Genomic DNA, 24,660 nt, shown 5'->3' with positions numbered 1-24,660 from the left:
ACGCGGAATCGGGAAATTCCGCCTATTTTTCGCGCTCGATGGCGCGCCAGCCAATGTCGCGCCGGCAAAAACCCTGCGGCCAGTCGATCAGGTCGACCGCCATATAGGCCTGGTCATGGGCAGCCTTGACCGTCGCCCCCAGCGCCGTCACGCCCAGGACCCGCCCGCCATTGGCGACGATTGCATCGCCCTCGCGTTTCGTGCCGGCGTGGAAGATCTCGACATCGTGCAGGGCGGATGCCGCCTCGAGATTGCCGATTTTCGAGCCCTTGTCATAGGCGCCCGGGTAGCCCCTGGTCGCCATGACCACGCACAGGGCGGCCTCATCAATCCAGCGCGCGCTCATCGTCCACAGCAATTCGTCGGCCGCAGCCTTCATGAGCATCAGGATATCGTCCTTGAGGCGCATCATCAGTACCTGGCACTCCGGGTCGCCGAAGCGCACATTGTATTCGATGAGCTGCGGTCCCGACGCGGTGATCATCAGGCCGGCGTAAAGGACGCCGGTGAAGGGCGTGCCGCGGTCAGCCATACCGCGCAGGGTCGGCTTGATGATGCGCTCCATGGTCTGTTCGACGCGTTCGTCGGTCATGATCGGCGCCGGCGAGTAGGCGCCCATGCCGCCTGTATTCGGGCCGGTGTCGCCGTCGCCGACGGGTTTGTGGTCCTGTGCCGTGGTCAGCGGCAGAGCATTGGTGCCGTCACAGATGCAAAAGAAGCTTGCTTCCTCGCCGACCAGAAACTCTTCGACAACCACCTCGGCGCCGGCATCGCCGAAGGCGCCCTCGAAACAGTCGTCGATCGCTGCCAGGGCTTCGTCGAGGGTCCGGGCGACGGTCACGCCCTTGCCGGCGGCAAGCCCGTCCGCCTTGATAACGATGGGCGCGCCCATTTCCCGCGCATAGGCCTTGGCCTTGGGAGCGTTGTTGAACCGCATATAGGCGCCGGTCGGAATGTTGTAGCGGTCGCACAGGTCCTTGGTAAAACCCTTCGAGCCCTCGAGCTGCGCTGCCGCCGCCGTCGGGCCGAACACGGGAATGCCGGCCTCCTGCAGCGAGTCGGCGATGCCGGCGACGAGCGGTGCCTCGGGCCCGACGACGACGAGGCTGACTTCCATTTCGGCGCAGAAGGCGACAACGGCGTGGTGGTCGTCTACGTCGATATCCACACATTCCGCCTCTTGCGCGATGCCAGGGTTTCCGGGCGCGCAATAGAGCTTCTGAAGAACCGGAGAGGCGGCGATCTTCCACGCCAGTGCGTGTTCGCGGCCGCCGGAACCGATCAAAAGCACATTCATTGCCGCTATCCTCTTTTGTCCGGCCCCGTTTGCCGCGCAGGGCGCGGTTCCCAAAGCGTCAATCCGGCCAACGGGGTAGCATGCTGTGACGCAGGGTCAAGTGCCCGCTGGGGATGAGCGACGCACTCCCGGTCAACGCTAGGGCAACTGGCCGGCGCGTTTCGCCAGTTCGGTGCGGTTTCGCACGCCAAGCTTGCGCAGACTGTTTCCGACATGTGTGCGAACCGTCCAGAACGCGATGCCGAGTTCGGCCGATATTTCCCGGTCAGTCAGGCCCTCGGCAACCAGGGCGGCGACCTGCTTTTCCCGCCTGGTCAGGTCCGGATACCGCAAGCCGCCGCCCTGGGATCGCGGGATCACCGTGCACAGGATCGCGCAGTCCGAGTGAGCCGCGACATTGCGCCAGCCGATCCTCAGATCGAAACGCTGGAACCTTGCCGTGTTTTTGCGGCCGCGGACGGCGGCGATCACCGTGTTTTTGAATGCGCTCTCGCTGATATCGTCCTGATGCGCGATCCAGTCGATCAGCGCCGGCGAGCAGATGTACCGCCGCAGATCGGCCGACATGGCGACCGCCAGCAGGCCGTGACCGCTCACCGCGTCTTCGAGGGCTTCGCCAGAGGGCATCGCTCTGTAGGCATTCTTCAGCATCGGCCGCAAGGCACCGAGCAGCACTCGTTCCCTGCGCCCGAATTCGAAGGACGCCGATTTGCGCCAGATCCGGAAATCGCCGACGATTTTGCCGTCCTCGAACAGATATTGATCAAGCCCGTGCGAAACCCCGTGCGGCTGGAGAAAATCGCAGTAGTATTCGCTGCGCTCCAGCGCCCCGCGCGCGATGACCTCGTAAGTGGACGTTGCCAGCCGGCGGGTTCGGATGTGTTTCGAGATCGGGTCGCAATGCTGGTAGTAGGCCTCGAACTCCCAGGACATGCGCTGGTCGCGGTTGTAGCACAGCGGTTTCTCGAACACCCGTTTCTCCGGGTTCCACTGCGTCTGTCCGAGGAAGTCGGCGCGAAACAGCGACAGCAGCCGCTCCGCGAGCCGGCGTCGCGCAAGGATCGGCCGGTGGTCCGGCTGCGCGAGCGCATAGGCGACATGCGCCAGGTCGTTCATGGCTTGCGTGTTCAGGATCGGCTCATCCTCCAGTGGCCGGTCCCTATTTATAGCGATTGCGGTGGTTCCGATAAACCTCCTAGCCTTCGGCGGAAGTTCCTGGGAGGTATCGAATGACACGCATGATCAAGCTGCTGGCGGTTGCTGCAGCGGCAACCGCAATGGCAATGCCGGCAAAATCCGAACGTCTGGCCGGACTTGTGCCTTCGACGGTGACATCGCCCGACGGGGTGACGATTGCCGTGGTGGAAAGCGGCGAAACCGACGGTCCAACCATCCTCTTCGTGCACGGCTTTTCGCAAAGTGCCGCGGCATGGCGCAATCAGATGTTAAGCGATCTCGCCGACACCCACCATATGGTCGCCTTCGACCTTCGCGGCCACGGGTACTCGGCCAAACCGGAAGACCCGAAGAACTACATCGACAGCAAATTGTGGGCCGACGACATCGCCGCCGTGATTGCAGACAAGCAATTGGACGACGTGGTGCTGGTCGGTTGGTCCTATGGCGGCTTGCCGGTTCTTGACTATGTCGCCGAGCACGGCGAGGACAAATTGTCGGGCCTCGTCTTCGTTGCCACCGGATACAATCTCGATCTGCGCCCGCCGGACGCCGGTGGGCCGGAACCGGTCCTCGGGCCGGGCGTGGTCGAAAACACCGGTCCCATGGCCGGCATCCCCGCCGGTCCGCCCGATGCCGATCTCGACGGCTGCGCCGCCGCCGGAAATTGCGGCGATTACGGTCGGCAGCTCGCGGGGACCCGGCGCTTCCTCGAGATGGTTCCCGGCACGCCGCTGTCAGAGGCGGCCATGGCCGAGGCGCTGGCCTACAATCTCCAGACGCCGCCATACGTGCGGCGCGCCATGGTCGTCGACCGCTTCGTCGTCGGCGGTCCGCTCGATCACTCGCCGACGCTCGGCACGATCACGGTGCCGGTCCTCTTGATGCACGGCACGAAGGATCAGCACGTCCTTCCGCGCTCGACGGAGATCATGAAAGAGCTGATCGAAGCCGGCGGCGGATCGACGCAGCGGATCGTGCTGGAGGGCTTCGGTCACGCGCCGTTTGTCGAGGACCCGGCACGTTTCAACACCGAGCTGAAGGCCTTTGTCTCCGGCCTTTAGCGTATCGTCCGCATTGTTCCAATCCGGTATTGCTTCCGGCGGTACCGGGTTCTTGCGACGGCCCGCAGGCCGTTGCCGCCGCGTGCCGAAGGCTTGACTTCTTGCGGCCTATGCTGCCACCAAGGCCGCATGCAGGACATGTCGACTGATACCGGGCGGGTCGCCGACGCACCGTCCGACAATTGGGTCTACCGGCTGTTGCCGCCGTGGCTGTGGCCCTACGCGCAGCTCGCCCGCTGGGACCGGCCGATCGGCTGGCAACTTCTGATGTGGCCCTGCTGGTGGTCGACGATGCTAGCGGCCAACGCGCAGACGCTGTCGGGTCCGCTGCAGCCGGGCCTGGTGATCGGTCATCTGCTACTCTTCATGATCGGCGCCGTTGCGATGCGCGGCGCCGGATGCACCTATAACGATCTTGTCGACCATGATATCGACATGCAGGTGGCGCGCACCCGCTCGCGGCCGCTGCCGTCCGGGCGCGTATCGCGGACACAGGCCAAGATCTTCATGGTCGTGCAGGCGCTCGTCGGCCTCGTCGTCCTGCTGCAGTTCAACCTGTTCGCCATCGTGCTGGGCATCTGTTCCCTCGCGGTCGTCGCGATCTACCCCTTTGCCAAGCGCTTCACCGACTGGCCGCAGTTCTTCCTGGGCCTGGCATTTTCCTGGGGCGCTCTGATGGGCTGGGCCGGCGCCTTCGGAAGCCTGAGCGCTGCGGCAATCGTGCTTTACGCCGGCGCGGTGTTGTGGACGATCGGTTACGACACGCTCTATGCCCACCAGGACAAGGAGGACGATGCGCTCATCGGCGTGCGTTCCACGGCGCGCCTGTTCGGGGAGCGCACCAAGGCCTGGCTGACCGGCATCTATGCTGGAACGATCCTGTTGCTTGCCTCGGCTTTCTGGCTGGCCGGCGCCCCGTGGCTGGCCTTTGCCGGGCTTGTCGCCGCCGGCCTGATGCTTGCATGGCAGATCGCCGTCGTCGATATCGACGACGGCGACCAGTGCCTGGCGCTCTTCAAGTCCAACAACCGGGTCGGCCTGGCGATTTTTCTCGGGCTGTGCGCCGGTGTCGGCGCGAATGTTATCTAGGCCGTCGTCACCGATGTGGCGTGCTGGCCCTTTTCGCCTTCCATTTCGGTGTAACGTACTTCCGTTCCTACGCTCAATGCGCGCCAGCCGTCTCCGGTGACGTTGTCACGCTCGAAGAACAGCTCCCGCCCGTCCGGCGTTGCGACGAACCCGTAGCCGTCATCGGAAAACAGCCGGGCGACGGTTCCGTGCCCGCGCGGCGCGTGCTCCTTGACGCGGATTCCGCCGCGTTTCCTGAAATGGTCCTCGAGTTGCCGTTGCGCGGCGTTGAATGCATCCCGGACCGCCACGTAGACGTCCTCATGGGCGTGGTTCTTGCCCGGTTCGCGATTGACGATGATGTCGCGGCCGGGCACGCCCACATCGATGCGCACGTCGAATATCTTGCCCTTTCGGCTGTGCCGGTGGGGCGCCGAGACCGAGACCCGGCAGGACACGATGCGTTTATGATACTCCTCCAGCTTGTCTATGCGTTCCATGATCCGGGCTTCCACCGCGGGGGAGGGGTCCATGCCATGAAAACTGATTTTCGGGGGGACTTGCATTGTGTTTTACTCCGCATTTCAAAGCTGTTGTCGGTGATCCTGCGCGCTTGGGCAGGCACCTGCGTTGATTTGGATCAAGACCGCCGGCGCAGCTCGATTGACGCAGGAAATCAGATGGTTGATTTGACCCATCTCAAATCCGTCGCCCTCAATTTCATGTAGTTATTCTTATCGGCTCCGCAAGCGTGCGGAGCGCAGGATTGACCTTCGCATGGAGGATTGGGCAGTGATGGAAATTTCTACGGAAAAGGTCTGCTTCACGATCATCAAGGCGCGCGAATTCGACGTCAAGGACGCGGTCACCGACCCTGATCCCGGGTCGAACGCATCGGACGATGCGATGTATTCGGTGCTTGAAAGCCACCGCGACGATGCCGTCGAGGAGGAGCTGACATCCTTCATTTCGTCGCTTTCGGTCGACGAGCAGATCGACCTTGTGACCCTCGCCTGGCTCGGGCGGGAAGATTACGACCGCAGCGACTGGGACGACCTGCGCTCGCAGGCCACGGACGCCCACAATGAGCGCACGGCGCAGTATCTGCTCGGCATGCCGATGCTGGCCGACCATCTCGAAGAAGGGCTGGCGCAGATGGGGCACTCGTGCGAGGAGTTCGAGTACAACCGGCTTTAGCGCGCTTGCGGCGGGCCGGGCGCCGCCGCCATTTGCCTCGGATTTGCGGCGCGCCGTTTACCTCGTTTCAACGGCCATGCGCTAATTCTGGATCACCGATCGGCGGAGCAATCCCGCATCGCCGGTTCGACGTGGTTCGGGGTATCGCATGACTGTCCGACAGGAAGACGCGCCGGCGCTGTCCATTGCCGGCCTGTTCAAGAGTTTCGACAAGCCGGCCGTGTGCGGGCTCGACCTTGAGGTCGAAGCCGGGGAGTTCTACGCGCTGCTCGGCCCCAACGGAGCCGGCAAGACAACCACATTGCGCATGGTCGCCGGCCTGCTGCCGCCCGATTCCGGTTCCATTTCCATCTATGGTATCGACGCCCTGTTCCATCCCGTCGAGGCCAAGCGTGTCGTTGCCTGGGTCTCCGACGAGCCGATGATCTACGACAAGCTGTCGCCGCTCGAATATCTGGAATTCGTTGCCGGATTGTGGAGCGTCGACAACCGTGCGGCGGAGGCGCGCAGCGGCGAACTGCTGGAACTGCTCGGCCTTGCACCGCATGCCCACGAGCGTTGCGGAGGTTTCTCCAAGGGCATGCGCCAGAAGGTTGCGCTGGCGGGCGCGCTAGTCCATGAGCCGCGGCTGATCATCCTGGACGAGCCGCTGACCGGTCTCGACGCCGGGTCCGCCCGCCAGGTCAAGAGCGTGCTGCAGGAACGCGTCGCCGGCGGCGTCACCGTCATCATGACAACCCATATTCTCGAGGTGGCCGAGCGGATGGCTCGCCGCATCGGCGTGATCGACCGCGGCAGGCTGATTGCCGAGGGCACGCTGGAGGAACTGCGCGCCAGATCGGGCCGCGACGGCTCCAACCTCGAGGATATCTTCCTCGACCTGGTCGCCGAGAGCGGTTCCGGCGCCGACGAGGCGGCGGCCTGATGTCCAGCGCCTCGTTCGCCTGGTTCGCGCGCCACGAGATCGGCCTCTTCTGGCGCGACTGGACCGCGCTCGTGCTGCGCGGAAAGCCGCACCGCAGGATATTCGTCGGGCTTGCCATTGCCGGTTTCATCATCGGAATGCACGTCGTCGCCTGGTTCACGGTCACCGATACCGTCGATCTTGCCGCGACCGATCCGCGTGCCGTCTTCATATTCGTCTCCGGCTGTGCGCTCGTCTCGCTGAGCCTGATGGTGTCGCAATCGCTGGAGATGGTGACCCGGGCCTTTTACGCGCGCGCCGATCTTGACCTCATCCTGACGTCGCCGGCGCCCTCGGCCCGCATATTCATCGTGCGGTTCTGCGCGGTCGCGCTGATGAGCGTCGTCATGTCGGCGGCGCTCGCCGCGCCGTTCTTCAACGTCATGGCGTTTCTGGAGGGTCCGGTCTGGCTGCTCAGCTATTTCGCGCTGCTGTCGATGTCTGCAATTGCGACGGCGATCGCCATTGTCGTCGCGGTCGCCCTGTTCGCCACGGTCGGGCCGCGGCGCACCCGGGTCATTGCCCAGATTATTGCTGCCGTCATCGGCGCCGGCTTCGCCATCGCCATGCAGCTCGTCGCCATTGTCTATTTCGGCAATGTTTCGCGCCTGAGCGTATTGACGTCCCCGGAACTGACCGGCAGCCTGCCGCCGGTGGCTTCGCCTCTCTGGATTCCGGCACGCGCACTGCTTGGCGATATCTCCGCGGTCCTGGCCTTCTGCATCGCCGGTTTCGGCATTCTTGCACTGTCGATTGCCGCCTTCTCGTCGCGGTTCGCGACCCTTGCCCTTTCAACCGTCGGCGTGAGCGAGCAGAGCGCGGCCAATTCGGCGCGGCCGGCGCGGTTCCGGGCGGGAACCGTCCGCCGGACGCTGCGGCGCAAGGAACTGGTGCTGCTGGCGCGCGATCCCTGGCTTTTGTCCCAGACGCTCATGCAGATGCTCTATCTTCTGGTGCCGGCCTTCCTGCTGTGGCGCAACTACGGCACCGACATCGGCGCCGTCATCGTCGTCGTGCCCGTCGTGGTGATGGCGTCCGGACAGCTTGCCGGCGGGCTCGCCTGGCTGACCCTTTGCGGCGAGGACGCGCCTGATCTGGTGCAGTCCGCGCCGATGTCGCCGCATATTGCCTTGCAGGCGAAGATCGAGGCGGTGCTGATCGCAGTCGGTCTTGCCGTCTCTCCGATCGTCGCGTTCCTGGGGCTTGTCGATCTGCGTGCCGCGGCAATCACCGCCGGCTGCATGGTCCTGTCCGCATCGGCCGCCACCGCCATGCAGGTCTGGTTCCGTGCCCAGGCGAGGCGAAGCCACTTCCGCCACCGCCACGCCTCTTCGAAGATCGCCACCCTTGCGGAGGCGTTCTCGTCCATATGCTGGGCGGGAACCGCCGCGTTCCTGGCGCTCGGCAACTGGCTGGCCGCGATCCCGGCCGCGATGGCGATCCTGGTGCTCGTATTCGTCTGGATGATCAGGCCGCGCGAAGCGTAGCGCGCATATCTGGTTCTTTCAGAAGCTTCCGCTCAAACGGAAGCCGCGATCGCACGGACTGTGCAATCGCGGCTAACGCTTGAAACAGTGTGTCCGGCCGGTTTACTTGCGGGCGATGATTTCCTCGCCCTTGATGGCCATGCGGACGCCCAGCGTGCCGGTGCTTCGACGCACCAGGAAGCGCGGGCGGCGCGCGGTCAGGAACGAGTGGCGCCTGCGCGGCTTCGAAGCCTTCGTCTTGATCGGTCCGAGTTGATCGTCCAATGGCCTGGCTGTCCCGTCCGCGTCGATCATCAGCATGGGCAATTTATAGATTTCGCACCACGAATGCCAGTCCGCGGCGATGTCGTCGAGGTCATGCGCGACCAGCAGCGGCACGCAAAGATCGCTGTCCTGGTGATGCAGTTCCAGGGTCACGGTGACGGTGTCGTCGCCATGATCCATGGCCCGTGCGGCGATGCCCTTGAAGGCGCGCGCCGGCAAGGCGATGGAAAGCGGCAGACCGCTCTGCGGCAGCGTCCGGCGCAGGACCGCACCGCGCTTGTCGAGCGTGAAGGTGATGCAGTCCGTGTCCTGCCGCGACGCATAGGTGACCTGCTGGGGAAATCGCCCCGGGTCCAGTCGCAATTCGTCCCCGGCCCAGGCCGGTTTGCGCAATGAATTCGTCATATTTGCCTCTGTCTCTTCTGAGAGCCGGATCAATCCGGTGCGGGACTTTTGTCCTCTTGCAATCAGCAACTTACGCGAATTCCCTTCGAGCGGACTTAAAATCTACGGTTAAGAAAATGCTGCTTTCGCAAATGGTTAGCGAATTCACACAGGCGATAATCGTTTTTTAACGGGGCAGGTCGAGCGCCGATATCGCAGCGTTTGCGGATCAGTCGGGGCGGGCGACCACCTTGCCCGGGTTCATGATGCCGGCCGGATCGAACGCCGTCTTGATGCGCCGCATGAGATCGATCTCGATCGGCTGGCGGATTGCCGCGAGCCGGTCGCGCTTCATCTGCCCGATGCCGTGCTCGGCCGAGATCGATCCGCCGAATTCAAGGGCGATGTCGTAGATCCGTTCATTGATCTCGAAGCGCCGGGCAAGATAGGCGTCGGGGTCGGCGCCCGCGGGCTGCGAGATGTTGTAGTGGATGTTGCCGTCGCCCATGTGGCCGAAGGCGAAGATGCGCGCGTCCGGCATGGCGTCAAGCACGGCCCGGTCGGCGCGGGACATGAAACGCGCAATCTCGGCGACCGGCACCGAGACGTCGTGCTTGATCGAAGCGCCCTCGTGTTTCTGCGATTCCGACATCGTTTCCCGCAGGCGCCAGAATTCCGCGCGTTGCGTTTCCGACTGGGCAATGACCGCGTCGCCGATCAGCGTCTCCGTCAGCGCGTCTTCGAGCACCGCCTGCATCATCGCGTCGGCCGCTTCCTGCGATTGGCCGGAGGAGATGTCGATCAGCACGTACCACGGATGTTTCCCGGAGAGCGGATCCCGGTTGCCCGGAATGTGCGCCACGGTGAATTCCACGCCGATGCGCGGCATCAGCTCGAAGCCGGTGAGGGCGCCGCCGCAGCGCCTTTCCGCGAGCTTCAGCACGGCCAGCGCCGCCTCGGGGCTCTCCAGACCGGCGATCGCCACCTGGTGTCCGGACGGGACGGGGAAAAGCTTCAGCACCGCCGCCGTGATGACGCCGAGCGTTCCCTCCGCGCCGATGAAAAGGTCGCGCAGGTCGTAGCCGGTATTGTCCTTCTTCAGGCTGCGAAGGCCGCTCCACACCTCGCCGGTCGGCAAGACGACCTCGAGGCCGAGGCAGAGTTGCCTGGTGTTGCCGTAGGCCAGTACCGCCGTGCCGCCGGCATTGGTCGACAGATTGCCGCCGATCTCGCAACTGCCCTGCGAGCCGAGCGACAGGGGAAACATGCGCTCGATCTCGCCGGCTGCCCTGTGGATGTCCTCGAGGATGCAGCCGGCCTCCACCGTCATGGTGTTGCCCGTGGCATCGACCGCGCGGATCCCGTTGAGGCGCGAAACCGACAAGATGAGCTGGTCCCGCGTCCCTTCCAGCGGAACCTGGCCGCCCACATGGCCCGTGTTGCCCGCCTGCGGCACGATGGCCGTTCCCGTTTCAGTCGCCAGTCTCAGGATCTGCGAAACCTCGTCGACGGATCCCGGCCGAAGCACCATCGGTGTGTTGTCGTGATAGATGCCGCGCGGCTCCACGAGGAAGGGCGCGATTTGATCGGCGTTTCGAAGGGCGTTCCTTTCGCCGACGATGGCGGCAAAGCGGTCGAGCATGTCTTTCGTCATGCGCCATTAATAGCCACGACGCCTGCGCTGGTCTATTGGGGCGTGAGCCGTCAGGTGGAAATTGCGCCAGGTTCGGGGTTCATAGAGCCGGCACCGCTAATGGCAGCTTTGAGCCCGTTACGGACTCGGCAAAACCTGTGGCAGATGTTCTTTCTAAGTCGAGATTTCGTCTGTCGAGCTGGCGAGTTGAAGCGCAACAGTGAGTCGAACCTGCCCAAATTGGCTTAGCCCGACCCGGTATTGATCCAGGTTAAGTGTCTCTTCAACTACAATCGGTTCCGACGCCATATTTGGAACGTCAAGCCGAACAATGTCTATGTTTGGCAGGAGCAGCCTGAAGTACTCACAATCAGTGTCTGGGATTTGTTCTAAAACAACGATTTGATCTTTGCTCGACTCTGTCAGTCCGATTGCAAGAAGGATTTCACAACATCTCATATGTTCGACAAAGGTGCGCCGTGACCTTTGCAGCTCTTCTCTAAGTCGGTCTTCGGTCAGACTTCCAATAAGCTTCATGCGGGCAACATATTTAAAACCCTGTGACAAACGAAATTTTTGATTGGATGAGTGGGGTCACAGCCGCTGACATGCAAAATAGACTTCTATCGAACACCAACGGCAGCTTAGTCCGCGTTGCTGTCATTCACCAACTAAATTCAGCCCAAAGGCGGCCTGTCTGGAGCGACAGCGTCCGTTTACACTCTGTCCGGGCGCGGACATACTGTCGCTCATGACATTACCGCTTCAGGCAATAGGGGTCCGTCCGGACCCCGATCCACCGGCAACGTGAACCGCGCTCGGCTCCTTGAACTGGGCTTTGACCTAGGCCGTGCCTTTGGCGGGCGGTCCCAAGGCGCCTGGTCGGCGACGGCGCCCAACGGCACGCCTGTGGTCCTCAAATGGTCTGAGGACACTGCGATGGCCGGGCAGTACGCGGCGCTTCTGCCGGCGCTCGACGAACTGCGCGCCCGCGGCGTTCCTGTGCCCGACTACCTGCAGGTGACGCCCTTTGACGGCGGAACGCTCTCCGCGCAACGGTTTCTGCCCGGTCAGTCGCAAGACAACCCGTCTCCAGCGGTCATCGAAGCCGTGATCGAATGCATCGCCGCGCAGGACGGCATCGCCGGGCCGCCGCCTCCGGATGGCCAGCCCACATGGGGCGCGTTTGTCGTCCGCACGCTGACGGTCGGCCGGGACGGGATGCACGAGCCGCTGCGCAGCTGGAATCAGGGCACCGAAGCCGTGCTTGACCGCATCAAGGCGGTCGGTGCTGAAGCCGACCCGGACTGGTGCCCAGACGGCGGGCTGGTTCACCTCGACCTGCACACCGACAACATCCTCATCGATGGCGACACGCTGACCGGCATCATCGACTGGGAGGAGGCCTGCGCCGGTGACCACCGGTACGACCTGGTGCAATTCGCCTTCGATCTCGACGGTCACGACCAGCCGGTCTGGGACATCGTCGATGCCGCGGGCATCGAGCCGCGGGTGCTGCGCGCCTACATCGCGTTCCTCGTGCTGAAATGCACCTCCTCGGCGATCGTCCACCACCCCGAAGACGTGACGCGCCAGTTCGCCCGGGCCGGGCGGGTTTTCGACCGCTACGGGATCTGAGGTGCCGCAAACCGGTTGGGTGTCAATCGGGATAGTGAAGAGAGGCCGCCGCATCGGCGCGCTTCATGGTGTCGAACAGTTTGGCGGCGGCCTCGTGCAGGTCGCCGGCGGTGAGTGGTTCCGCCAAGCGCCGCTTGAGGCCCTTACCCTCGATCAACCGCATTCCAGGCAGGAGTGTCCACATTGGCGTCTGCAAACGATGCGGCATCGAAGACAGGTTGCTGCTTACCTGCACTCAACTGCGCCTTGTAGTCCTTGATGAGGACCAGAGCTTTCGGGAAAAGCATGGAAATGACAACAAGGTTGATCACCGCCATCAGGCCGAGAAGAGGGTCAAGAAAGAAAAGAACATTGTGCACCGTCGGGGTGAGCGCGCCCATAAACACCGCGACAATCGCGACAATTCGCAAGGCATGAAGCGCGATCCTGTTGCCCGTCAGGAAGGCCAGGCCGTTTTCAGCCATGTAATAGGCGTAGGTTATGGTGGTGAGCAGGATTAGCGTAATCACGAAAGAAAGCACGGGCGACGTCCAGCCGCCCAGTTCCGTGGCGAGTGACCTTTGAGCCAGCGCGATGCCGTCGACCTCTGTCGCACCCGGCACATACACATCGCTCAGCAGGATGATAAAGGCGGTGCAGGAACAGATGACAATCGTGTCTATGAATACTCCGAAGGCCTGGGTGATACCCTGATCCACCGGGTGTTTGGCGAAGGCCGCGCCCGCGACGTTCGAAGCCGACCCCAGTCCGGCCTCGTTGGACAAGAGTCCGCGTTGCATTCCATGGAGGATTGCGGCACCGACGCCGCCGCCAACGGCTTCGCGCAGTCCAAAGGCATTTTCCAGAATCAACAAAAACACTGCCGGGACTGCGGATATGTTGGCAACGATCACCAACAGCGCCATGACAATGTAGGCAATTGCCATCACCGGAACCATCACTTCGGAGGCAACGGCAATTCTTCGAATACCCCCCAGGATAATGGCCCCGACAATACCCGCCAGAATCAAGCCACCGATCCAGGGACTGAGGCTCAAACCTTCCTCAATGGCGGCGGCGGCACTATTGCTCTGGAAAGCCAATACAGCAACGCCATAGGCCGCGATCATGCAAAGGGCAAAGATCGCGGCGAGCCATCGGAATTCGCTGCCGAGTCCGAAGATAATCGTCTGGAGCGGGCCGCCCCGAAAGGTGCCGTCGGACATTTTTTGCTTGTAGAGTTGCGCGAGCGAGCATTCGACCAACATCGTCGCCATGCCGACGATCGCAAGCGCCCACATCCAGAAGACGGCGCCGGGCCCTCCGAGCGTTATTGCGACCGAGACGCCGGCGATATTCCCGGCACCGACGCGCCCCCCGACGGAAAGCAAAAGAGCCTTTCGATTGGAAATTCCGGTTTCAGCCTCGGTGCCCTTCTTAAGACCGGCAAACATGCGGCGGAAAAAACGCACCTGCGAAAACCGCGTGAAGAGTGTGAACACAATTCCAAAGATGACCAACATGGGGATGGTGGCAAAGCCCCATGTTGCAGCTTCCAGAAGATCAAATAATTGTTTCATAAGAATAATTTAATCCAATGCAATGCAATGCAGGAGGATGATGGACCTGACCTTGGTCCTTGACCGAGACCATTTGCATAAAAACGGAGCGCTTTGGGAATTTACAATCAAAGTGTTACTTTTTTGCTCGAATCCTCATCCCGGGCAGAACCGTTCTCACCAACTGGTCCGCCGTCATCAAACGCATCCGGATATCGTCCCGCAGTCTGCATTGCCGTTACGGGGATATCTTGGCTTTGAACACCCTGAGCCGCCGGCTACGACCTGGGCGCCGCCGCTCGCTGGAGCCGGTCGTTGATCGCTTCCCCGAGCCCTTCATTCGGGATCGGCGCGACGACGATTTCGTTTGTGGCAGCTTCGTCGGCGCGCTTCATGGTGTCGAACAGGTTGGCGGCGGCCTCGTTGAGGTCGCCGGACGGGGAGAGGTCGAGGACGATCGATGCATTCTCGGCGCCGGAAAGGGCGGCGCCGGCAAAGGTGATGACCGCGTCGCCGGCCGCCGCTGTCTGCGCGTTGATGCGCAAGGCGGCGCCCGGCGCATAGTGTGAGCGCAGCATGCCCGGCGCCTCGATGGCGGGCGCGGCTTCCTGCGGGCGCGCAAGGCGCACCCCGCAGACGGCCTCGATCTCGGCTGCGGCGAGGCCGCCCGGGCGCAAAAGGTCGACGCCCCTGTCGGTCGGCTTCACGATGGTCGATTCGAGGCCGATGGCCGCCGGGCCGCCGTCAAGGATCAGCGATACCCGGTCGCCGAGATCGGCGGCGACATGTTGCGCGGTGGTCGAACTGATCCTGCCGGACGTGTTCGCGCTGGGCGCGGCGAGCGGCTTGTCGAACCGGGCGATGAGGCTGCGTGCGAAGCCGGTCGGGACCCGGACCGCCAGCGTGTCGAGGCCGGCCGATGTCAGCGGGTGAACGGCGGCGCCCGGCTTCAGCGGCAGCACGAGCGTCAGCGGGCCCGGCCAGAAGGCTTCGGCAAGGCGCTCCGCCATCGCGTTGAATTCGACATAGCGCCGGGCCATGGCAATGTCGCTCATGTGGCAGATGAGCGGGTTGAACCGTGGCCGGCCCTTGACCTCGAAAATGCGCGCCACCGCACGGCCGTCGGTCGCGTCGGCGGCAAGGCCGTAGACGGTCTCCGTCGGCAGGGCGATCAGGCCGCCTTCCGACAGCGTCCTGCAGGCGTGCCTTCGCGCGCGGTCCTCGTTCTGTGCAATACTCAAAATAGCCATGTCTGCAACCGTTTTCAGGGCAGATAGCAGTCTTGCGGCCGGCGCTCAACGGGGCAGGGGGCGGTCTGCAGGAGATTGTTCAACCTTGCTGAATTTAATTGACGTTTACGTAAAAATCACATACGCCCTAGGCCAATAGCGAGCGAAGCCGTATTTCGTGTGGACAGGACCGTCGAAGCCTGCTGTTTTGGCGTGCAATTCAATTCCAAGGGAGGATGGAGCGACATGTACCGCGCACCTGTGGAGGATATCGCATTTACCCTGAAACATGTCGCCGGGCTGCAGGCGGCGCTCGACGCGGGCCATCTGGGCGACCTGACGGACGATCTGGTCGACGCGATCCTGACAGAGGCCGGGCGCTTTGCCTCCGAAGAGGTCGCGCCGCTCGCCGAAGAGGGCGAGAGGGGGACGCCGGTCAAGGACGGCGTGGTGACGACGCCGCCGGGATGGGCTGATCTTTACAGGAACTGGATCGCCGGCGGCTGGAACAGCCTGACCGGCACGCCCGATTACGGCGGGCAAGGCCTGCCGACGATGCTTTCGGTGGCAACGAGCGAGATGTGGAATTCCAGCTCCATGGCCTTCAGCCTGTGCTCGCTCCTGACGATGGGCGCCGTCGAGGCCGTCGAGGCGCATGCCGATGAGCGGCTCAAGCGGATTTACCTGGAAAAGCTCATATCCGGCGAGTGGACAGGGACGATGAACCTGACCGAGCCGCACGCCGGATCAGACCTCGGCGTTCTGAAGACGCGCGCCGAACCCGTCGGCGACGGCTCCTACCGCATCTTTGGCCAGAAGATCTTCATCACCTACGGCGAGCACGATTTCGCCGACAACATCATCCATCTCGTCTTGGCGCGCCTGCCGGATGCACCGCCCGGCACCAAGGGGATCTCGCTGTTCCTGGTGCCGAAATTCCTGGTCAACGACGATGGAAGCCTCGGCGCCCGCAACGACCTGATCTGCCACAGCGTCGAGCACAAGCTCGGCATCCACGGTTCGCCCACCTGCACCATGATCTATGGCGACGGCAAGTTCGGCGACGAAGCCGGTGCTATCGGATGGCTGGTCGGCGAGGAGAACAGGGGCCTTGCCTGCATGTTCACCATGATGAACAACGCCCGCCTCAATGTCGGCATCCAGGGTGTCGCCATGGCCGAGGCCGCCTATCAGAAGGCGCTTGAATACGCCAGTGAGCGCACCCAGGGCAGGGCGCCCGGCTGGCAGGGCCAGGGCATGAGCCCGATTGTCGAGCACCCGGACATCCAGCGCAATCTGTTGACCATGAAATCGCTTGCGCAGGCATCACGCTCGATCGCCTTCAGCTGCGCCCATGCGATCGACATGGCCGACAGCGCCGATGAGCGCGGCGACACCGAGGCTGCGAAGTTCTGGCGCGAGCGCGCCAACCTGCTCACCCCGATTGCCAAGGCCTTTTCGACCGACATCGGCGTCGATGCCGCATCCATTGGAGTCCAGGTGCATGGCGGCATGGGCTTTATTGAGGAAACGGGCGCGGCAAGGCTGCTGCGCGATTCCCGCATCGCGCCCATCTATGAGGGCACCAACGGCATTCAGGCCATCGATCTGGTGACCCGCAAGCTGCCCCAGTCCGGCGGCGAGCACGTCAAGGGCTATATCGGCGAGCTGAAGGAAATCGCAGCCGAGGTGGGCCGTAAGAACAACCCGGATTTCGGCATGACGGCGGACAAGCTGGAAGAGGCGCTGGCCGACCTGGAAACGGCAACGAGCTGGCTGCTCCAGGCGCTGCAGGACGGGCGCGTCGAGGAGGCGCTTGCCGGTGCGACGCCCTATCAACGCCTGTTCGGACTGACGTCCGGGGCGATCTATCTCGCCAAGGGCGCGCTCGTCGAAACCGGTGACGCGCTGGAGAACGGACGCATCGCCCTTTGTCGTTTCTGCGCCGAGAACCTGCTCGGGGAGACATCGGCGCTCAGGAACGCCGTGACCGAGGGCGCGCAGAGCCTGATCCAGGCGCGCAGCGCCCTGAACTGAACGAGGGAGAGAACATCGTGAGCGAACACATCATAGTCGAGCGGCCTGCGGAGCATGGCGGCGCGGTCCAGGTCATGCGTTTCAACCGGCCGGACAAAATGAACGCCATCACGCAGGACATGTACCGCATCCTGGTCGAGGCGATGCAGGCGGGCGATGCCGACGATGCGGTCCGTGTCCACGTCTTCCTCGGCACCGAGGGATGTTTCACCGCCGGCAATGACATGCAGGATTTCCTTTCCTACGCCATCAGCGGCCGGATCGGCGAGGGCCATGTCGGCCGCTTCCTCAAGGCGCTGGCGACCGTAAAGAAACCGATGGTTTCGGGCGTTGACGGCCTGGCGATCGGCATCGGCACGACCATGCATTTCCACTGCGACCTGACATTCGCCACGCCGCGTTCGCAGTTCCGCACGCCTTTTGTCGACCTCGCGCTCCTGCCGGAAGCGGGCTCCAGCCTGCTTGGCCCGGACGTGATGGGCTATCAGCGCGCCTTCGCGATGCTTGCAGCCGGAACCGGCTTTTCCGGCGAGGAGGCGCGCGAGGCCGGCCTGATCTACCAGGTCGTCGAGGAAGAAGCGCTGGAGGATGTCACCCTCGCGGCGGCCGCCGATATCGCGTCCAAGCCGCCGCAGGCCATGCAGCTCGCCCGCGACCTGCTGCGCCGCACCGACCGCGAATCCGTGGTCGCACGCATCGAGGAGGAATCGGCACTGTTCGGCGAGCGGCTTTCCTCGCCGGAGGCACGCGCCGCCTTCGAGGCCTTCATGGCACGAAAGAAAAGCGCTTAGCGTTCCAATAAAGCGATTGCCTCGACATGCGGCGACCACAGGAACTGGTCGATCGGCGTGACCGAGACCAGTTTGAAGCCGCCATCGATGAGAATGCGCAGGTCCCGCGCAAGCGTTGCGGGATTGCACGACACCGCCGCGGCCTTCGCAACGCCGGAAGCGGCGATTTCCCTTGCCTGCGCCTGCGCCCCGGCACGCGGCGGATCGAATACGATAGCGTCGGTCTTCTTCAGTTCAGCGGCGGTGACGGGCCGCCGGAAGAGGTCGCGCCGCTCCACGGTCACGGGTTTCAGGCCGGGCGTATGGCGCGCGGCATGATCGAGCGCCTTGAGCGCCGCGCCGTCGCTCTCGACGGCATCCACGGCACCGTGACGCGCCAGCGGCAGCGCGAATGTACCGCAACCGGAGAACAGATCGGCAATCCGTTTCGCGCCGTCGAGGTGTGCTGCGACGGTTTCGATCATCGCCTCCTGCGCTTCCGCGCTTGCCTGGACGAACCCGGCCGGCGGGGGCGAGACGTCGATGCCTGCGAATCGGAGCAGCGGCTTGCGCGCTTCCACCAGGATTTCGGTGCCGAGCGACAGCCGCGCATAGCCGAGTTCGAGCGCCCGGCCGATCGCCTCCTGCCGCTGTTTCTCCGGCAGGCCGCGAAGGCCGTCCACCGCGACATCGAGGCCCGTCAGGCTTTCCAGCACCTGCAGGCGGAACGGTTTGCCGCCGCGGGCGATCGCGCCGGCGAGCGTGCGAAGGCCGGGAAGCGCCTCGACAATTGACGGCCTGAGGACGGCGCATTCCCTGATGTCGGCGATGGTGTGAGTGCCGGCCCGGTTGAAACCGAGCACGATGCCGCCCTTGACGGCACGCGCCGAAAACACCGCGCGGCGTCGGCTGCCCGTCCTGCAGGCGATCAGCGGTGCGATATCGGCGTCGATGCCGCGGGCGGACAAGGCATCCGCCACAAGCTGTTTTTTCCAGCTATTGTAATAGTTTATGTCAAGGTGCTGAAGTAAGCAGCCGCCGCATCTGTCGCTGGACGGGCCGAAATGGCGGCATGGCGGACTGGTGCGCTCGGGCGCTGATGCGTCGATTGACACCGCTTCGCCCCGCGAACCGATGCGGTTGATCGTCACCCGCTCGCCTGGCAGCGTATACCCGACATAGACGGGTTCGCCGCCGACCGTCGCGATGCCGTCGCCTTGTGCGCCCAGCCGCTCGATCGTGACGGTTTCCACGCTCATCTCTTTAATCCTCCGAGCAGGAACTCCCGGTTGCCGCCGCCGCCCTCGATGGGCGAGGGGCAGGTTCCCTTGCTTTCCCAGCCGGGTTGCGCGCCGAGCCAGTCGGACAGGTCCTTTGCGATCCGCGGTCCCAGCGATGGATCCTTCAGCAACCCGCCCTTGCCGAGCGCGTCCTTTCCGGCCTCGAACTGCGGCTTCACGAGCAGGACGCAGAAGCTGCCCGGCGCGGCGAGCGACAGCGCGGGCGGGAGCGCAAGCCGCAGCGAGATGAAGCTGACATCGCTGACCACCGCGTCGATGTCGCGTCCGCCGATGTCGTCAGCCGCCAGGTTGCGGGCATTGACGCCCTCATGATTGCTCAAGCGCGGATCGCTCTCGAGGGCCGGGTGCAACTGGCCGTGACCGACATCCACCGCCGATACATGCGCCGCGCCGCGCTCCAGCAGAACCTGGGAAAAACCGCCTGTCGAGGCGCCGATGTCGAGGACACTCCGGTCGGCCGGATCGAAGCCGAAATGATCGAGGCCGGCGATCAGTTTGAGCGCCGCGCGGGAAACGTATTTCTGCGCCTTGTCGGAAACGGATATCGCCGCCTGCGGATCGAACCGCGCCCCGGGCCTTGTGCTGACAACCCCATCGATGCTGACGGTCCCGCGCGTCACCGCGTCGCGTGCCCGCGCGCGGGTTTCGAAATGGCCCCGTTGCACGAGCAACTGGTCAAGACGCGGCTTGTCCGGGGATTTGGCGTTGTCATCGGTCATTGCCTCTCATGGCCGTTGCCGGCCTGTGAGGCAAGACCTTTGTAGCGTATCAGCGCAGACCGGAAAGCGTTTCGAGGCCGGCGCTGTTCGTTCCGGCCTCATGGCGTGGCGCTGGGTGCAATGTCCCGTCCGAAGCACTCCGGACCTCGATCGGCGGGTAGAGCGAGTGCGGCTCGTTGATTTCGTGGGTGCCGCGGATCATGCCAAGCTTCCCGGCAACGATGGTGATGGCCGCCATTTCGATCTTGCGGTCGTATTTCGGACCCGCATGGGCCGAAACCGCCATGCTCGGGCAAAGGCACAGCGCACAGATCGTGGCAGGCAGAGCAATTGGCCGCATTTTCCGCATCCCCTGTAGGTGCGGCGGAATCTAGCAAATTAGTCGGTCGAGCGGGCGAAATGGCGCGGTTATCGTTAACGTCCGGTAGCCGCGCAGGACGCCGGGCTCAGGCCTGTGTCGAGGAAGACAGGACCGTTTCGTTGCCGAGGGCCTGGAACGCGGCATTGACAATGCCCTTCCGATCGAGGCCGGCGCGGGCATACATGACATCGGGCTTGGCCTGCTGCATGAAATGGTCCGGCATGACAAGCGGCCGGAATTTCAGGCCGTTGTCCAGAAGGCCCTCATGGGCGAGGAACTGCATGACATGCGCGCCGAAGCCGCCGACGGCGCCTTCCTCGACGGTGATCATCACTTCGTGGTGGCGGGCCAGCTGCAGGATCAGCTCGTGATCCAGCGGTTTGGCGAAACGGGCGTCAGCCACCGTCGCCGGCAGTCCCGCCGCGTCGAGATCCTCGGCCGCGAGCATGCAATCGGAAAGCCGCGTGCCGAAGGAAAGGATGGCCACCTTGCCGCCTTCCTTGATCAGGCGCCCCTTGCCGATTTCGATGAGGGAACCGCGCTCCGGCAGATCGACACCGGCGCCTTCGCCGCGTGGATAGCGGAAAGAAATCGGCCCTTCGTCATAGGCCGCCGCCGTGCGGACCATGTGTTTCAGCTCCGCCTCGTTGGCAGCCGCCATCACGACAAAGCCGGGCAGGGTGGACAGATAGGTCGTGTCGAATGAACCCGCGTGGGTCGGCCCGTCGGCGCCGACGAATCCGGCGCGGTCGATCGGGAAGCGCACCGGCAGTTTCTGGATCGCCACGTCGTGGACCACCTGGTCATAGGCGCGTTGCAGGAAGGTTGAGTAGAGCGCAGCGAACGGCCGGTAGCCCTCCGAGGCGATCCCTGCAGCGAAGGTGACGGCGTGCTGCTCCGCAATGCCGACATCGAAGCAGCGTTCCGGATAAGCATCCATGAACTTGTCCAGCCCCGTGCCCGACGGCATGGCGGCCGTCACGGCGACGATCTTGTCGTCGTGCGCCGCTTCCCCGATCAGCGCATCGGCAAAGACCCGCGTGTAGCTCGGCGCATTCGGCGGCGCCTTGGCCTGGGTGCCGGTGATGACGTCGAATTTGGAGACGCCGTGATATTTGTCGGCGGCCGCCTCGGCAGGCGGATAGCCCTTGCCCTTCTGCGTCACCACATGGATGAGGACCGGGCCCTGCGCATTGTCGCGCACGTTGCGCAGCACCGGCAGCAGGTGGTCGAAACTGTGCCCGTCAATCGGTCCGATGTGGTAGAAGCCCAGCTCTTCGAACAGCGTCCCGCCCGTCACGTAGCCGCGGGCGTGCTCGACCGCCCGGGTAATGGCCCGGTCGACGGCCTTGCCGAGATAGGCGGTCAGTTTCTTGCCGAACTCGCGCATGCCCATATAGGTCCGGCCGGAGGCCAGTCGTGCCAGATAGGCGCTCATCGCACCGGTCGGCGGCGCGATCGACATGTCGTTGTCGTTGAGGATCACGATCAGCCGGGCGTCGAGCGCGCCGGCATTGTTCAGCGCCTCGTAGGCCATGCCGGCCGACATGGCGCCGTCGCCGATCACCGCGATCACGTTGCGCGGCTTTTCCGAAAGCGCGCTGGCAACCGCCATGCCGAGGCCCGCCGAAATGGAGGTCGACGAATGCGCGGCGCCGAACGGGTCGTACTCGCTCTCGGCGCGGCGGGTGAATCCGGACAGGCCGTCTTCCTGCCGCAGCGTGCGGATGCGGTCGCGCCGGCCGGTCAGGATCTTGTGCGGGTAGCACTGGTGCCCGACATCGAAGATGAGCCGGTCGTGCGGCGTGTCGAAAATCTTGTGGATGGCCAGGGTCAGTTCGACGACGCCAAGGCCCGCGCCGAGGTGGCCGCCGGTGACGGAAACGGCGTCGATCATCTCGGCGCGCAGTTCCTCGGCGAGCTGCGGCATGTCCCGATCATCGATGTCTTTCAGGTCCGCGGGCCAGGTCACGCGGTCGAGAAGGGGAGTATCGGGCCGATCGCTCACTTTTGCTGCCTTCGTGTGGTTTGTCGGTTAACTAGCGCAGTCACGTATTTTGTTAACCTTTTGAGGTAAAGCAAGTGCCCAATCGTCGCAACCTGCGGCGGCCGATCTGCGGCCAGGTGCACGGTATTTCACCAGTAAATGCGGCAATTCTGCACAGAACGTTACTGGTCGGCGTCCAGCGGCTCGGTGCCTGCCGCCGCTCCGCTGCGGTCCAGGCGGATTTTCTCGATACGGTCTTCGGCCGCCTTCAGCAGTTTTTCGCAATGCAGTTTCAGCGCTTCGCCGCGCTCGTAGATCTCGATGGACTGATTGAGAGGCACGTCACCGGTCTCGAGGCTGGCAACGATCTTCTCGAGCTGTTCGAGCGCCTGCTCGAAACTCATTGCTGCGATGTCGTCGTTGTTATTCTTGCCGTCACTCATGGCTATCCTCTCATCAGTCGCTCCACATGCGACGCAGCCGATTCGGCCAGACCGACGAGATCATAGCCGCCTTCTAGGATGCTTACGAGGCGATTGTCGCAAAAACGTCCGGCCACTTCCATGAGCCGTCCGGTTGCCCAGTCGAAATCGTCCGTCGTCAGGTTTATCTCGGCAAGCGGGTCGCGGTGGTGGGCATCGAAACCGGCGGAAACGATGAGGAGGTCGGGACGCATGTTCTCGAGTGCCGGCAGGACGCGGGTCCTGAAGGCTTCGCGAAAACGTTCGCTGCCTGTCTGCGGCGACAGGGGCGCGTTGACGATGTTGCCAGCGCCGGTCTCGTCCTTGGCACCCGTTCCCGGATAGAGCGGCATTTGGTGTGTCGAACAGTAAAGCACGCTCGGATCGTCCCAGAATATGTCCTGCGAGCCATTGCCGTGATGCACATCCCAGTCGACGATCGCGACACGCTCCGCCCCATGCGCCCGTTGCGCGTGACGGGCGGCGATGGCCGCCTGGTTGAACAGGCAGAACCCCATGGCGCGGTTGGCCTCGGCGTGGTGCCCGGGCGGACGCGCCGCCAGGAAGACATTGTCCGCCGCGCCGGAAAACACATCGTCGACCGCGGCGATGGCGCCGCCGACTGCGGTCAGCGCCGCCTCGAGGCTCTTCGGGCTGGCCGATGTGTCGGCGTCGATCGGGGCGAGGCCCTCTTCCGGGATCGCCGCCTTGACGCGGGCGAGATGTTCCTCCGGATGCGCCAGAAGAACCGCGTTCTCGTCGGCCGCCGCCGGCTGCTGCCGGTCGAGCGCGTCGAAGCGCGCTTCGGCAAAGGTCTCGTCAAGCGCCCGCAGCCGGTCAGGTCGCTCCGGATGCCCCGGCGGCGTCAGGTGTTCCAGATAGATCGGATGCGTGTAAAACCGTGTTGCCATGTCACCCCGGACTTCTTTTTGAAACAGCCAGTTCGGCCCGTTTCCGGAATCGGATTCTCAACCCTCGATCACGGTCGTTTTCGCGATCGCGATGCCGAACCCTTCCAGGCCGACATAGTGGCGCTTGCGCGACGCAAACAGCTCGATCGAGGCGATGCCGAGATCCTTCAGGATCTGGGCGCCGAGGCCGATCTCGAGCCACTCGTTCTCGCGCGCCCGCGCTTCCTCGTGATATTCGCGTTCGCCCGCCGCCTTGCGGCCGTTGCCGAAATTGCCGACCCCGACCGATCCCTCGCGCAGATAGACGATGACGCCGCGTCCGTGCGTGGCGATGCGGTGCATGTAGTCGTTGATCGGACGCTCCTGGCCGAAGACATCGTCGACGACCGATTCCAGATGCAGCCGCACCGGAATGTCGACGCCGTCGCGGATGTCGCCGAAAACGATCGCAACGTGCTGCATCGGGTCCCAGGGCAGGGCGTAGGTGTGCGCGGTGGCTTCCCCGAAGGGCGTCTCGACGGCGAAGACTTCGCCCCGTTCGATCAGCGTTTCCTGGCGTTGCCGGTAGGCGATGAGATCGGCGACGGACACCTGTTTGAGTCCGTGCTCCTGCGCGAAGGCCGCCACCTGCGGTCCGCGCGTCACCGTGCCGTCGTCGTTGACCAGCTCGCAGATCACACCGACGGGCGGCAGTCCGGCAAGCCGGCACAGATCGACCGCGGCTTCGGTGTGGCCGGAACGCATGAGGACGCCGCCTTCCCGGGCGACCAGCGGGAAAATGTGGCCGGGCCGCACAAAATCAGCCGCGCCTGCGTTCGGATTGGCCAGGTTTCGCACGGTCAGGGTGCGGTCATCGGCGGATATGCCGGTGGTCGTTCCGTGCTTGTAGTCGACGGAAACGGTGAAAGCCGTCGCATGGGGCGCATCGTTCTCGGCCACCATGGCGGTCAGGTTCAGCCGCTTGGCGTCGTTGCGGGTCATGGGAGCGCACACGATGCCGGATGTGTGGCGCACGATAAAGGCCATCTTCTCGGGCGTGCAGTGACTGGCGGCAACGATCAGGTCGCCCTCGTTCTCGCGGCCGTCGTCATCCGTGACGACGACGATTTCCCCGGCTTCGAAGGCGCGCAGCGCCTCCACAACCCGTGTCTGATCATATGACATGATGCGTCCT

At 63.9% G+C, this 24,660-nt stretch carries 24 protein-coding genes; 9 read left to right on the top strand and 15 right to left on the bottom strand.

Features of this window, described 5'->3' with window-relative positions; translation table 11 throughout:
- Nucleotides 1-22 precede the first annotated feature (22 nt).
- Nucleotides 23-1,297 (bottom strand): phosphoribosylamine--glycine ligase, encoded by a 1,275-nt coding sequence (purD, locus tag E4M07_RS21165; protein WP_136660401.1) that lies wholly within the window; start codon nucleotides 1,295-1,297, stop codon nucleotides 23-25.
- A gap of 138 nt (nucleotides 1,298-1,435) precedes the next feature.
- Nucleotides 1,436-2,413, bottom strand: coding sequence for a helix-turn-helix transcriptional regulator (locus tag E4M07_RS21160; protein ID WP_136660400.1), 978 nt, complete (start codon nucleotides 2,411-2,413; stop codon nucleotides 1,436-1,438).
- 113 nt (nucleotides 2,414-2,526) lie between these two features.
- Between E4M07_RS21160 and E4M07_RS21155 the strand changes: the two genes are divergently transcribed.
- Together E4M07_RS21155 and ubiA are read left to right on the top strand one after the other, a co-directional pair.
- Nucleotides 2,527-3,537: an alpha/beta hydrolase gene (locus E4M07_RS21155; protein WP_136660399.1), complete on the top strand. Its 1,011-nt coding sequence runs from the start codon at nucleotides 2,527-2,529 to the stop codon at nucleotides 3,535-3,537.
- Between the two features lie 138 nt (nucleotides 3,538-3,675).
- A complete protein-coding gene (gene ubiA, locus E4M07_RS21150) occupies nucleotides 3,676-4,626 on the top strand; it encodes a 4-hydroxybenzoate octaprenyltransferase (protein ID WP_246660540.1) in 951 nt (316 codons plus the stop codon).
- Here the strand turns inward: ubiA and E4M07_RS21145 are convergent.
- Nucleotides 4,623-5,105, bottom strand: a complete 483-nt coding sequence (locus E4M07_RS21145; protein WP_246660539.1) for an HPF/RaiA family ribosome-associated protein — start codon at nucleotides 5,103-5,105, stop codon at nucleotides 4,623-4,625. The genes ubiA and E4M07_RS21145 overlap by 4 nt on opposite strands.
- 36 nt (nucleotides 5,106-5,141) lie before the next feature.
- Here E4M07_RS21145 and E4M07_RS29175 point away from each other — a divergent pair, with 36 nt between their 5' ends.
- The 4 genes from E4M07_RS29175 to E4M07_RS21130 all read left to right on the top strand — a co-directional run bounded on the left by E4M07_RS29175 (nucleotide 5,142) and on the right by E4M07_RS21130 (nucleotide 8,253).
- Complete coding sequence (locus E4M07_RS29175) at nucleotides 5,142-5,333, top strand: hypothetical protein (RefSeq protein WP_169054324.1); 192 nt, start codon at nucleotides 5,142-5,144, stop codon at nucleotides 5,331-5,333.
- Nucleotides 5,334-5,400: 67 nt separating this feature from the next.
- The gene (locus E4M07_RS21140) at nucleotides 5,401-5,802 is read left to right on the top strand and encodes a DUF3775 domain-containing protein (protein WP_246660538.1); all 402 of its coding nucleotides are present in this window, start codon (nucleotides 5,401-5,403) and stop codon (nucleotides 5,800-5,802) included.
- Between the two features lie 148 nt (nucleotides 5,803-5,950).
- Nucleotides 5,951-6,727 (top strand): ABC transporter ATP-binding protein, encoded by a 777-nt coding sequence (locus E4M07_RS21135; protein WP_136660395.1) that lies wholly within the window; start codon nucleotides 5,951-5,953, stop codon nucleotides 6,725-6,727.
- A complete protein-coding gene (locus E4M07_RS21130) occupies nucleotides 6,727-8,253 on the top strand; it encodes a permease (protein WP_136660394.1) in 1,527 nt (508 codons plus the stop codon). The genes E4M07_RS21135 and E4M07_RS21130 overlap by 1 nt, the downstream gene beginning before the upstream one ends.
- Nucleotides 8,254-8,355: 102 nt before the next feature.
- Here E4M07_RS21130 and E4M07_RS21125 read toward each other — a convergent pair whose 3' ends face one another.
- Together E4M07_RS21125 and E4M07_RS21120 are read right to left on the bottom strand one after the other, a co-directional pair.
- Nucleotides 8,356-8,922: a DUF6101 family protein gene (locus tag E4M07_RS21125; protein ID WP_136660393.1), complete on the bottom strand. Its 567-nt coding sequence runs from the start codon at nucleotides 8,920-8,922 to the stop codon at nucleotides 8,356-8,358.
- Between the two features lie 208 nt (nucleotides 8,923-9,130).
- Nucleotides 9,131-10,555: an FAD-binding oxidoreductase gene (locus E4M07_RS21120; protein ID WP_136660392.1), complete on the bottom strand. Its 1,425-nt coding sequence runs from the start codon at nucleotides 10,553-10,555 to the stop codon at nucleotides 9,131-9,133.
- Between the two features lie 786 nt (nucleotides 10,556-11,341).
- On the opposite strand from E4M07_RS21120, the gene E4M07_RS21115 reads away from it, so the two are divergent.
- Nucleotides 11,342-12,172 carry a phosphotransferase gene (locus E4M07_RS21115; protein ID WP_169054328.1) on the top strand — a complete coding sequence of 277 codons (831 nt, stop codon included), beginning with the start codon at nucleotides 11,342-11,344 and terminating at the stop codon, nucleotides 12,170-12,172.
- A 22-nt stretch (nucleotides 12,173-12,194) separates the two neighbouring features.
- Here E4M07_RS21115 and E4M07_RS29895 read toward each other — a convergent pair whose 3' ends face one another.
- The 3 genes from E4M07_RS29895 to E4M07_RS21105 all read right to left on the bottom strand — a co-directional run bounded on the left by E4M07_RS29895 (nucleotide 12,195) and on the right by E4M07_RS21105 (nucleotide 14,960).
- Complete coding sequence (locus tag E4M07_RS29895; protein WP_281404994.1) at nucleotides 12,195-12,329, bottom strand: hypothetical protein; 135 nt, start codon at nucleotides 12,327-12,329, stop codon at nucleotides 12,195-12,197.
- Nucleotides 12,316-13,731, bottom strand: coding sequence for an alanine/glycine:cation symporter family protein (locus E4M07_RS21110; protein ID WP_206057337.1), 1,416 nt, complete (start codon nucleotides 13,729-13,731; stop codon nucleotides 12,316-12,318). Before E4M07_RS21110 ends, E4M07_RS29895 begins: the two co-directional genes overlap by 14 nt.
- Nucleotides 13,732-13,988: 257 nt before the next feature.
- Complete coding sequence (locus E4M07_RS21105; RefSeq protein WP_136660389.1) at nucleotides 13,989-14,960, bottom strand: L-threonylcarbamoyladenylate synthase; 972 nt, start codon at nucleotides 14,958-14,960, stop codon at nucleotides 13,989-13,991.
- A gap of 225 nt (nucleotides 14,961-15,185) precedes the next feature.
- Here E4M07_RS21105 and E4M07_RS21100 point away from each other — a divergent pair, with 225 nt between their 5' ends.
- Nucleotides 15,186-16,976 carry an acyl-CoA dehydrogenase gene (locus E4M07_RS21100; RefSeq protein WP_136660388.1) on the top strand — a complete coding sequence of 597 codons (1,791 nt, stop codon included), beginning with the start codon at nucleotides 15,186-15,188 and terminating at the stop codon, nucleotides 16,974-16,976.
- Nucleotides 16,977-16,993: 17 nt separating this feature from the next.
- A complete protein-coding gene (locus E4M07_RS21095; protein ID WP_136660387.1) occupies nucleotides 16,994-17,767 on the top strand; it encodes a crotonase/enoyl-CoA hydratase family protein in 774 nt (257 codons plus the stop codon).
- Here the strand turns inward: E4M07_RS21095 and E4M07_RS21090 are convergent.
- From E4M07_RS21090 to ribB, 7 genes are all read right to left on the bottom strand, one after another.
- On the bottom strand, nucleotides 17,764-19,005 hold the full coding sequence (locus E4M07_RS21090; RefSeq protein WP_136660386.1) for a class I SAM-dependent RNA methyltransferase: 1,242 nt from the start codon (nucleotides 19,003-19,005) through the stop codon (nucleotides 17,764-17,766). The genes E4M07_RS21095 and E4M07_RS21090 overlap by 4 nt on opposite strands.
- A complete protein-coding gene (locus tag E4M07_RS21085; RefSeq protein ID WP_136660385.1) occupies nucleotides 19,002-19,766 on the bottom strand; it encodes a TlyA family RNA methyltransferase in 765 nt (254 codons plus the stop codon). Before E4M07_RS21085 ends, E4M07_RS21090 begins: the two co-directional genes overlap by 4 nt.
- A gap of 49 nt (nucleotides 19,767-19,815) precedes the next feature.
- A complete protein-coding gene (locus E4M07_RS21080) occupies nucleotides 19,816-20,106 on the bottom strand; it encodes a hypothetical protein (protein ID WP_136660384.1) in 291 nt (96 codons plus the stop codon).
- 106 nt (nucleotides 20,107-20,212) lie between these two features.
- A complete protein-coding gene (gene dxs / locus E4M07_RS21075; protein ID WP_136660383.1) occupies nucleotides 20,213-22,135 on the bottom strand; it encodes a 1-deoxy-D-xylulose-5-phosphate synthase in 1,923 nt (640 codons plus the stop codon).
- A gap of 161 nt (nucleotides 22,136-22,296) precedes the next feature.
- On the bottom strand, nucleotides 22,297-22,557 hold the full coding sequence (locus E4M07_RS21070; protein ID WP_136660382.1) for an exodeoxyribonuclease VII small subunit: 261 nt from the start codon (nucleotides 22,555-22,557) through the stop codon (nucleotides 22,297-22,299).
- Between the two features lie 2 nt (nucleotides 22,558-22,559).
- Nucleotides 22,560-23,486, bottom strand: coding sequence for a histone deacetylase family protein (locus E4M07_RS21065; protein ID WP_136660381.1), 927 nt, complete (start codon nucleotides 23,484-23,486; stop codon nucleotides 22,560-22,562).
- Between the two features lie 57 nt (nucleotides 23,487-23,543).
- Complete coding sequence (gene ribB, locus E4M07_RS21060; protein WP_136660380.1) at nucleotides 23,544-24,650, bottom strand: 3,4-dihydroxy-2-butanone-4-phosphate synthase; 1,107 nt, start codon at nucleotides 24,648-24,650, stop codon at nucleotides 23,544-23,546.
- Between the last annotated feature and the right edge of the window lie 10 nt (nucleotides 24,651-24,660).

The organism is Nitratireductor sp. XY-223, from assembly GCF_004959855.1.
Lineage (GTDB): Bacteria > Pseudomonadota > Alphaproteobacteria > Rhizobiales > Rhizobiaceae > Hoeflea_A.
The sequence above is the reverse complement of the archived record's forward strand: the minus strand, read 5'-3'. Positions and strand labels throughout refer to the sequence as shown.

What these genes read in the sequence shown, in the direction of transcription:
- E4M07_RS21090 (WP_136660386.1), bottom strand. Translation starts at nt 19,005, where the DNA reads ATGAGCGTGGAAACCGTCACGATCGAGCGGCTGGGCGCACAAGGCGAC.
- E4M07_RS21140 (WP_246660538.1), top strand. Translation starts at nt 5,401, where the DNA reads ATGGAAATTTCTACGGAAAAGGTCTGCTTCACGATCATCAAGGCGCGC.
- E4M07_RS21070 (WP_136660382.1), bottom strand. Translation starts at nt 22,557, where the DNA reads ATGAGTGACGGCAAGAATAACAACGACGACATCGCAGCAATGAGTTTC.
- E4M07_RS21135 (WP_136660395.1), top strand. Translation starts at nt 5,951, where the DNA reads ATGACTGTCCGACAGGAAGACGCGCCGGCGCTGTCCATTGCCGGCCTG.
- E4M07_RS21160 (WP_136660400.1), bottom strand. Translation starts at nt 2,413, where the DNA reads ATGAACGACCTGGCGCATGTCGCCTATGCGCTCGCGCAGCCGGACCAC.
- E4M07_RS21155 (WP_136660399.1), top strand. Translation starts at nt 2,527, where the DNA reads ATGACACGCATGATCAAGCTGCTGGCGGTTGCTGCAGCGGCAACCGCA.
- E4M07_RS21145 (WP_246660539.1), bottom strand. Translation starts at nt 5,105, where the DNA reads ATGGAACGCATAGACAAGCTGGAGGAGTATCATAAACGCATCGTGTCC.
- E4M07_RS21065 (WP_136660381.1), bottom strand. Translation starts at nt 23,486, where the DNA reads ATGGCAACACGGTTTTACACGCATCCGATCTATCTGGAACACCTGACG.
- purD (WP_136660401.1), bottom strand. Translation starts at nt 1,297, where the DNA reads ATGAATGTGCTTTTGATCGGTTCCGGCGGCCGCGAACACGCACTGGCG.
- E4M07_RS21105 (WP_136660389.1), bottom strand. Translation starts at nt 14,960, where the DNA reads ATGGCTATTTTGAGTATTGCACAGAACGAGGACCGCGCGCGAAGGCAC.
- E4M07_RS21085 (WP_136660385.1), bottom strand. Translation starts at nt 19,766, where the DNA reads ATGACCGATGACAACGCCAAATCCCCGGACAAGCCGCGTCTTGACCAG.
- ubiA (WP_246660540.1), top strand. Translation starts at nt 3,676, where the DNA reads ATGTCGACTGATACCGGGCGGGTCGCCGACGCACCGTCCGACAATTGG.
- E4M07_RS21130 (WP_136660394.1), top strand. Translation starts at nt 6,727, where the DNA reads ATGTCCAGCGCCTCGTTCGCCTGGTTCGCGCGCCACGAGATCGGCCTC.
- E4M07_RS21120 (WP_136660392.1), bottom strand. Translation starts at nt 10,555, where the DNA reads ATGACGAAAGACATGCTCGACCGCTTTGCCGCCATCGTCGGCGAAAGG.
- E4M07_RS21125 (WP_136660393.1), bottom strand. Translation starts at nt 8,922, where the DNA reads ATGACGAATTCATTGCGCAAACCGGCCTGGGCCGGGGACGAATTGCGA.
- E4M07_RS29175 (WP_169054324.1), top strand. Translation starts at nt 5,142, where the DNA reads ATGAAAACTGATTTTCGGGGGGACTTGCATTGTGTTTTACTCCGCATT.
- E4M07_RS21110 (WP_206057337.1), bottom strand. Translation starts at nt 13,731, where the DNA reads ATGAAACAATTATTTGATCTTCTGGAAGCTGCAACATGGGGCTTTGCC.
- E4M07_RS21100 (WP_136660388.1), top strand. Translation starts at nt 15,186, where the DNA reads ATGTACCGCGCACCTGTGGAGGATATCGCATTTACCCTGAAACATGTC.
- ribB (WP_136660380.1), bottom strand. Translation starts at nt 24,650, where the DNA reads ATGTCATATGATCAGACACGGGTTGTGGAGGCGCTGCGCGCCTTCGAA.
- E4M07_RS21080 (WP_136660384.1), bottom strand. Translation starts at nt 20,106, where the DNA reads ATGCGGCCAATTGCTCTGCCTGCCACGATCTGTGCGCTGTGCCTTTGC.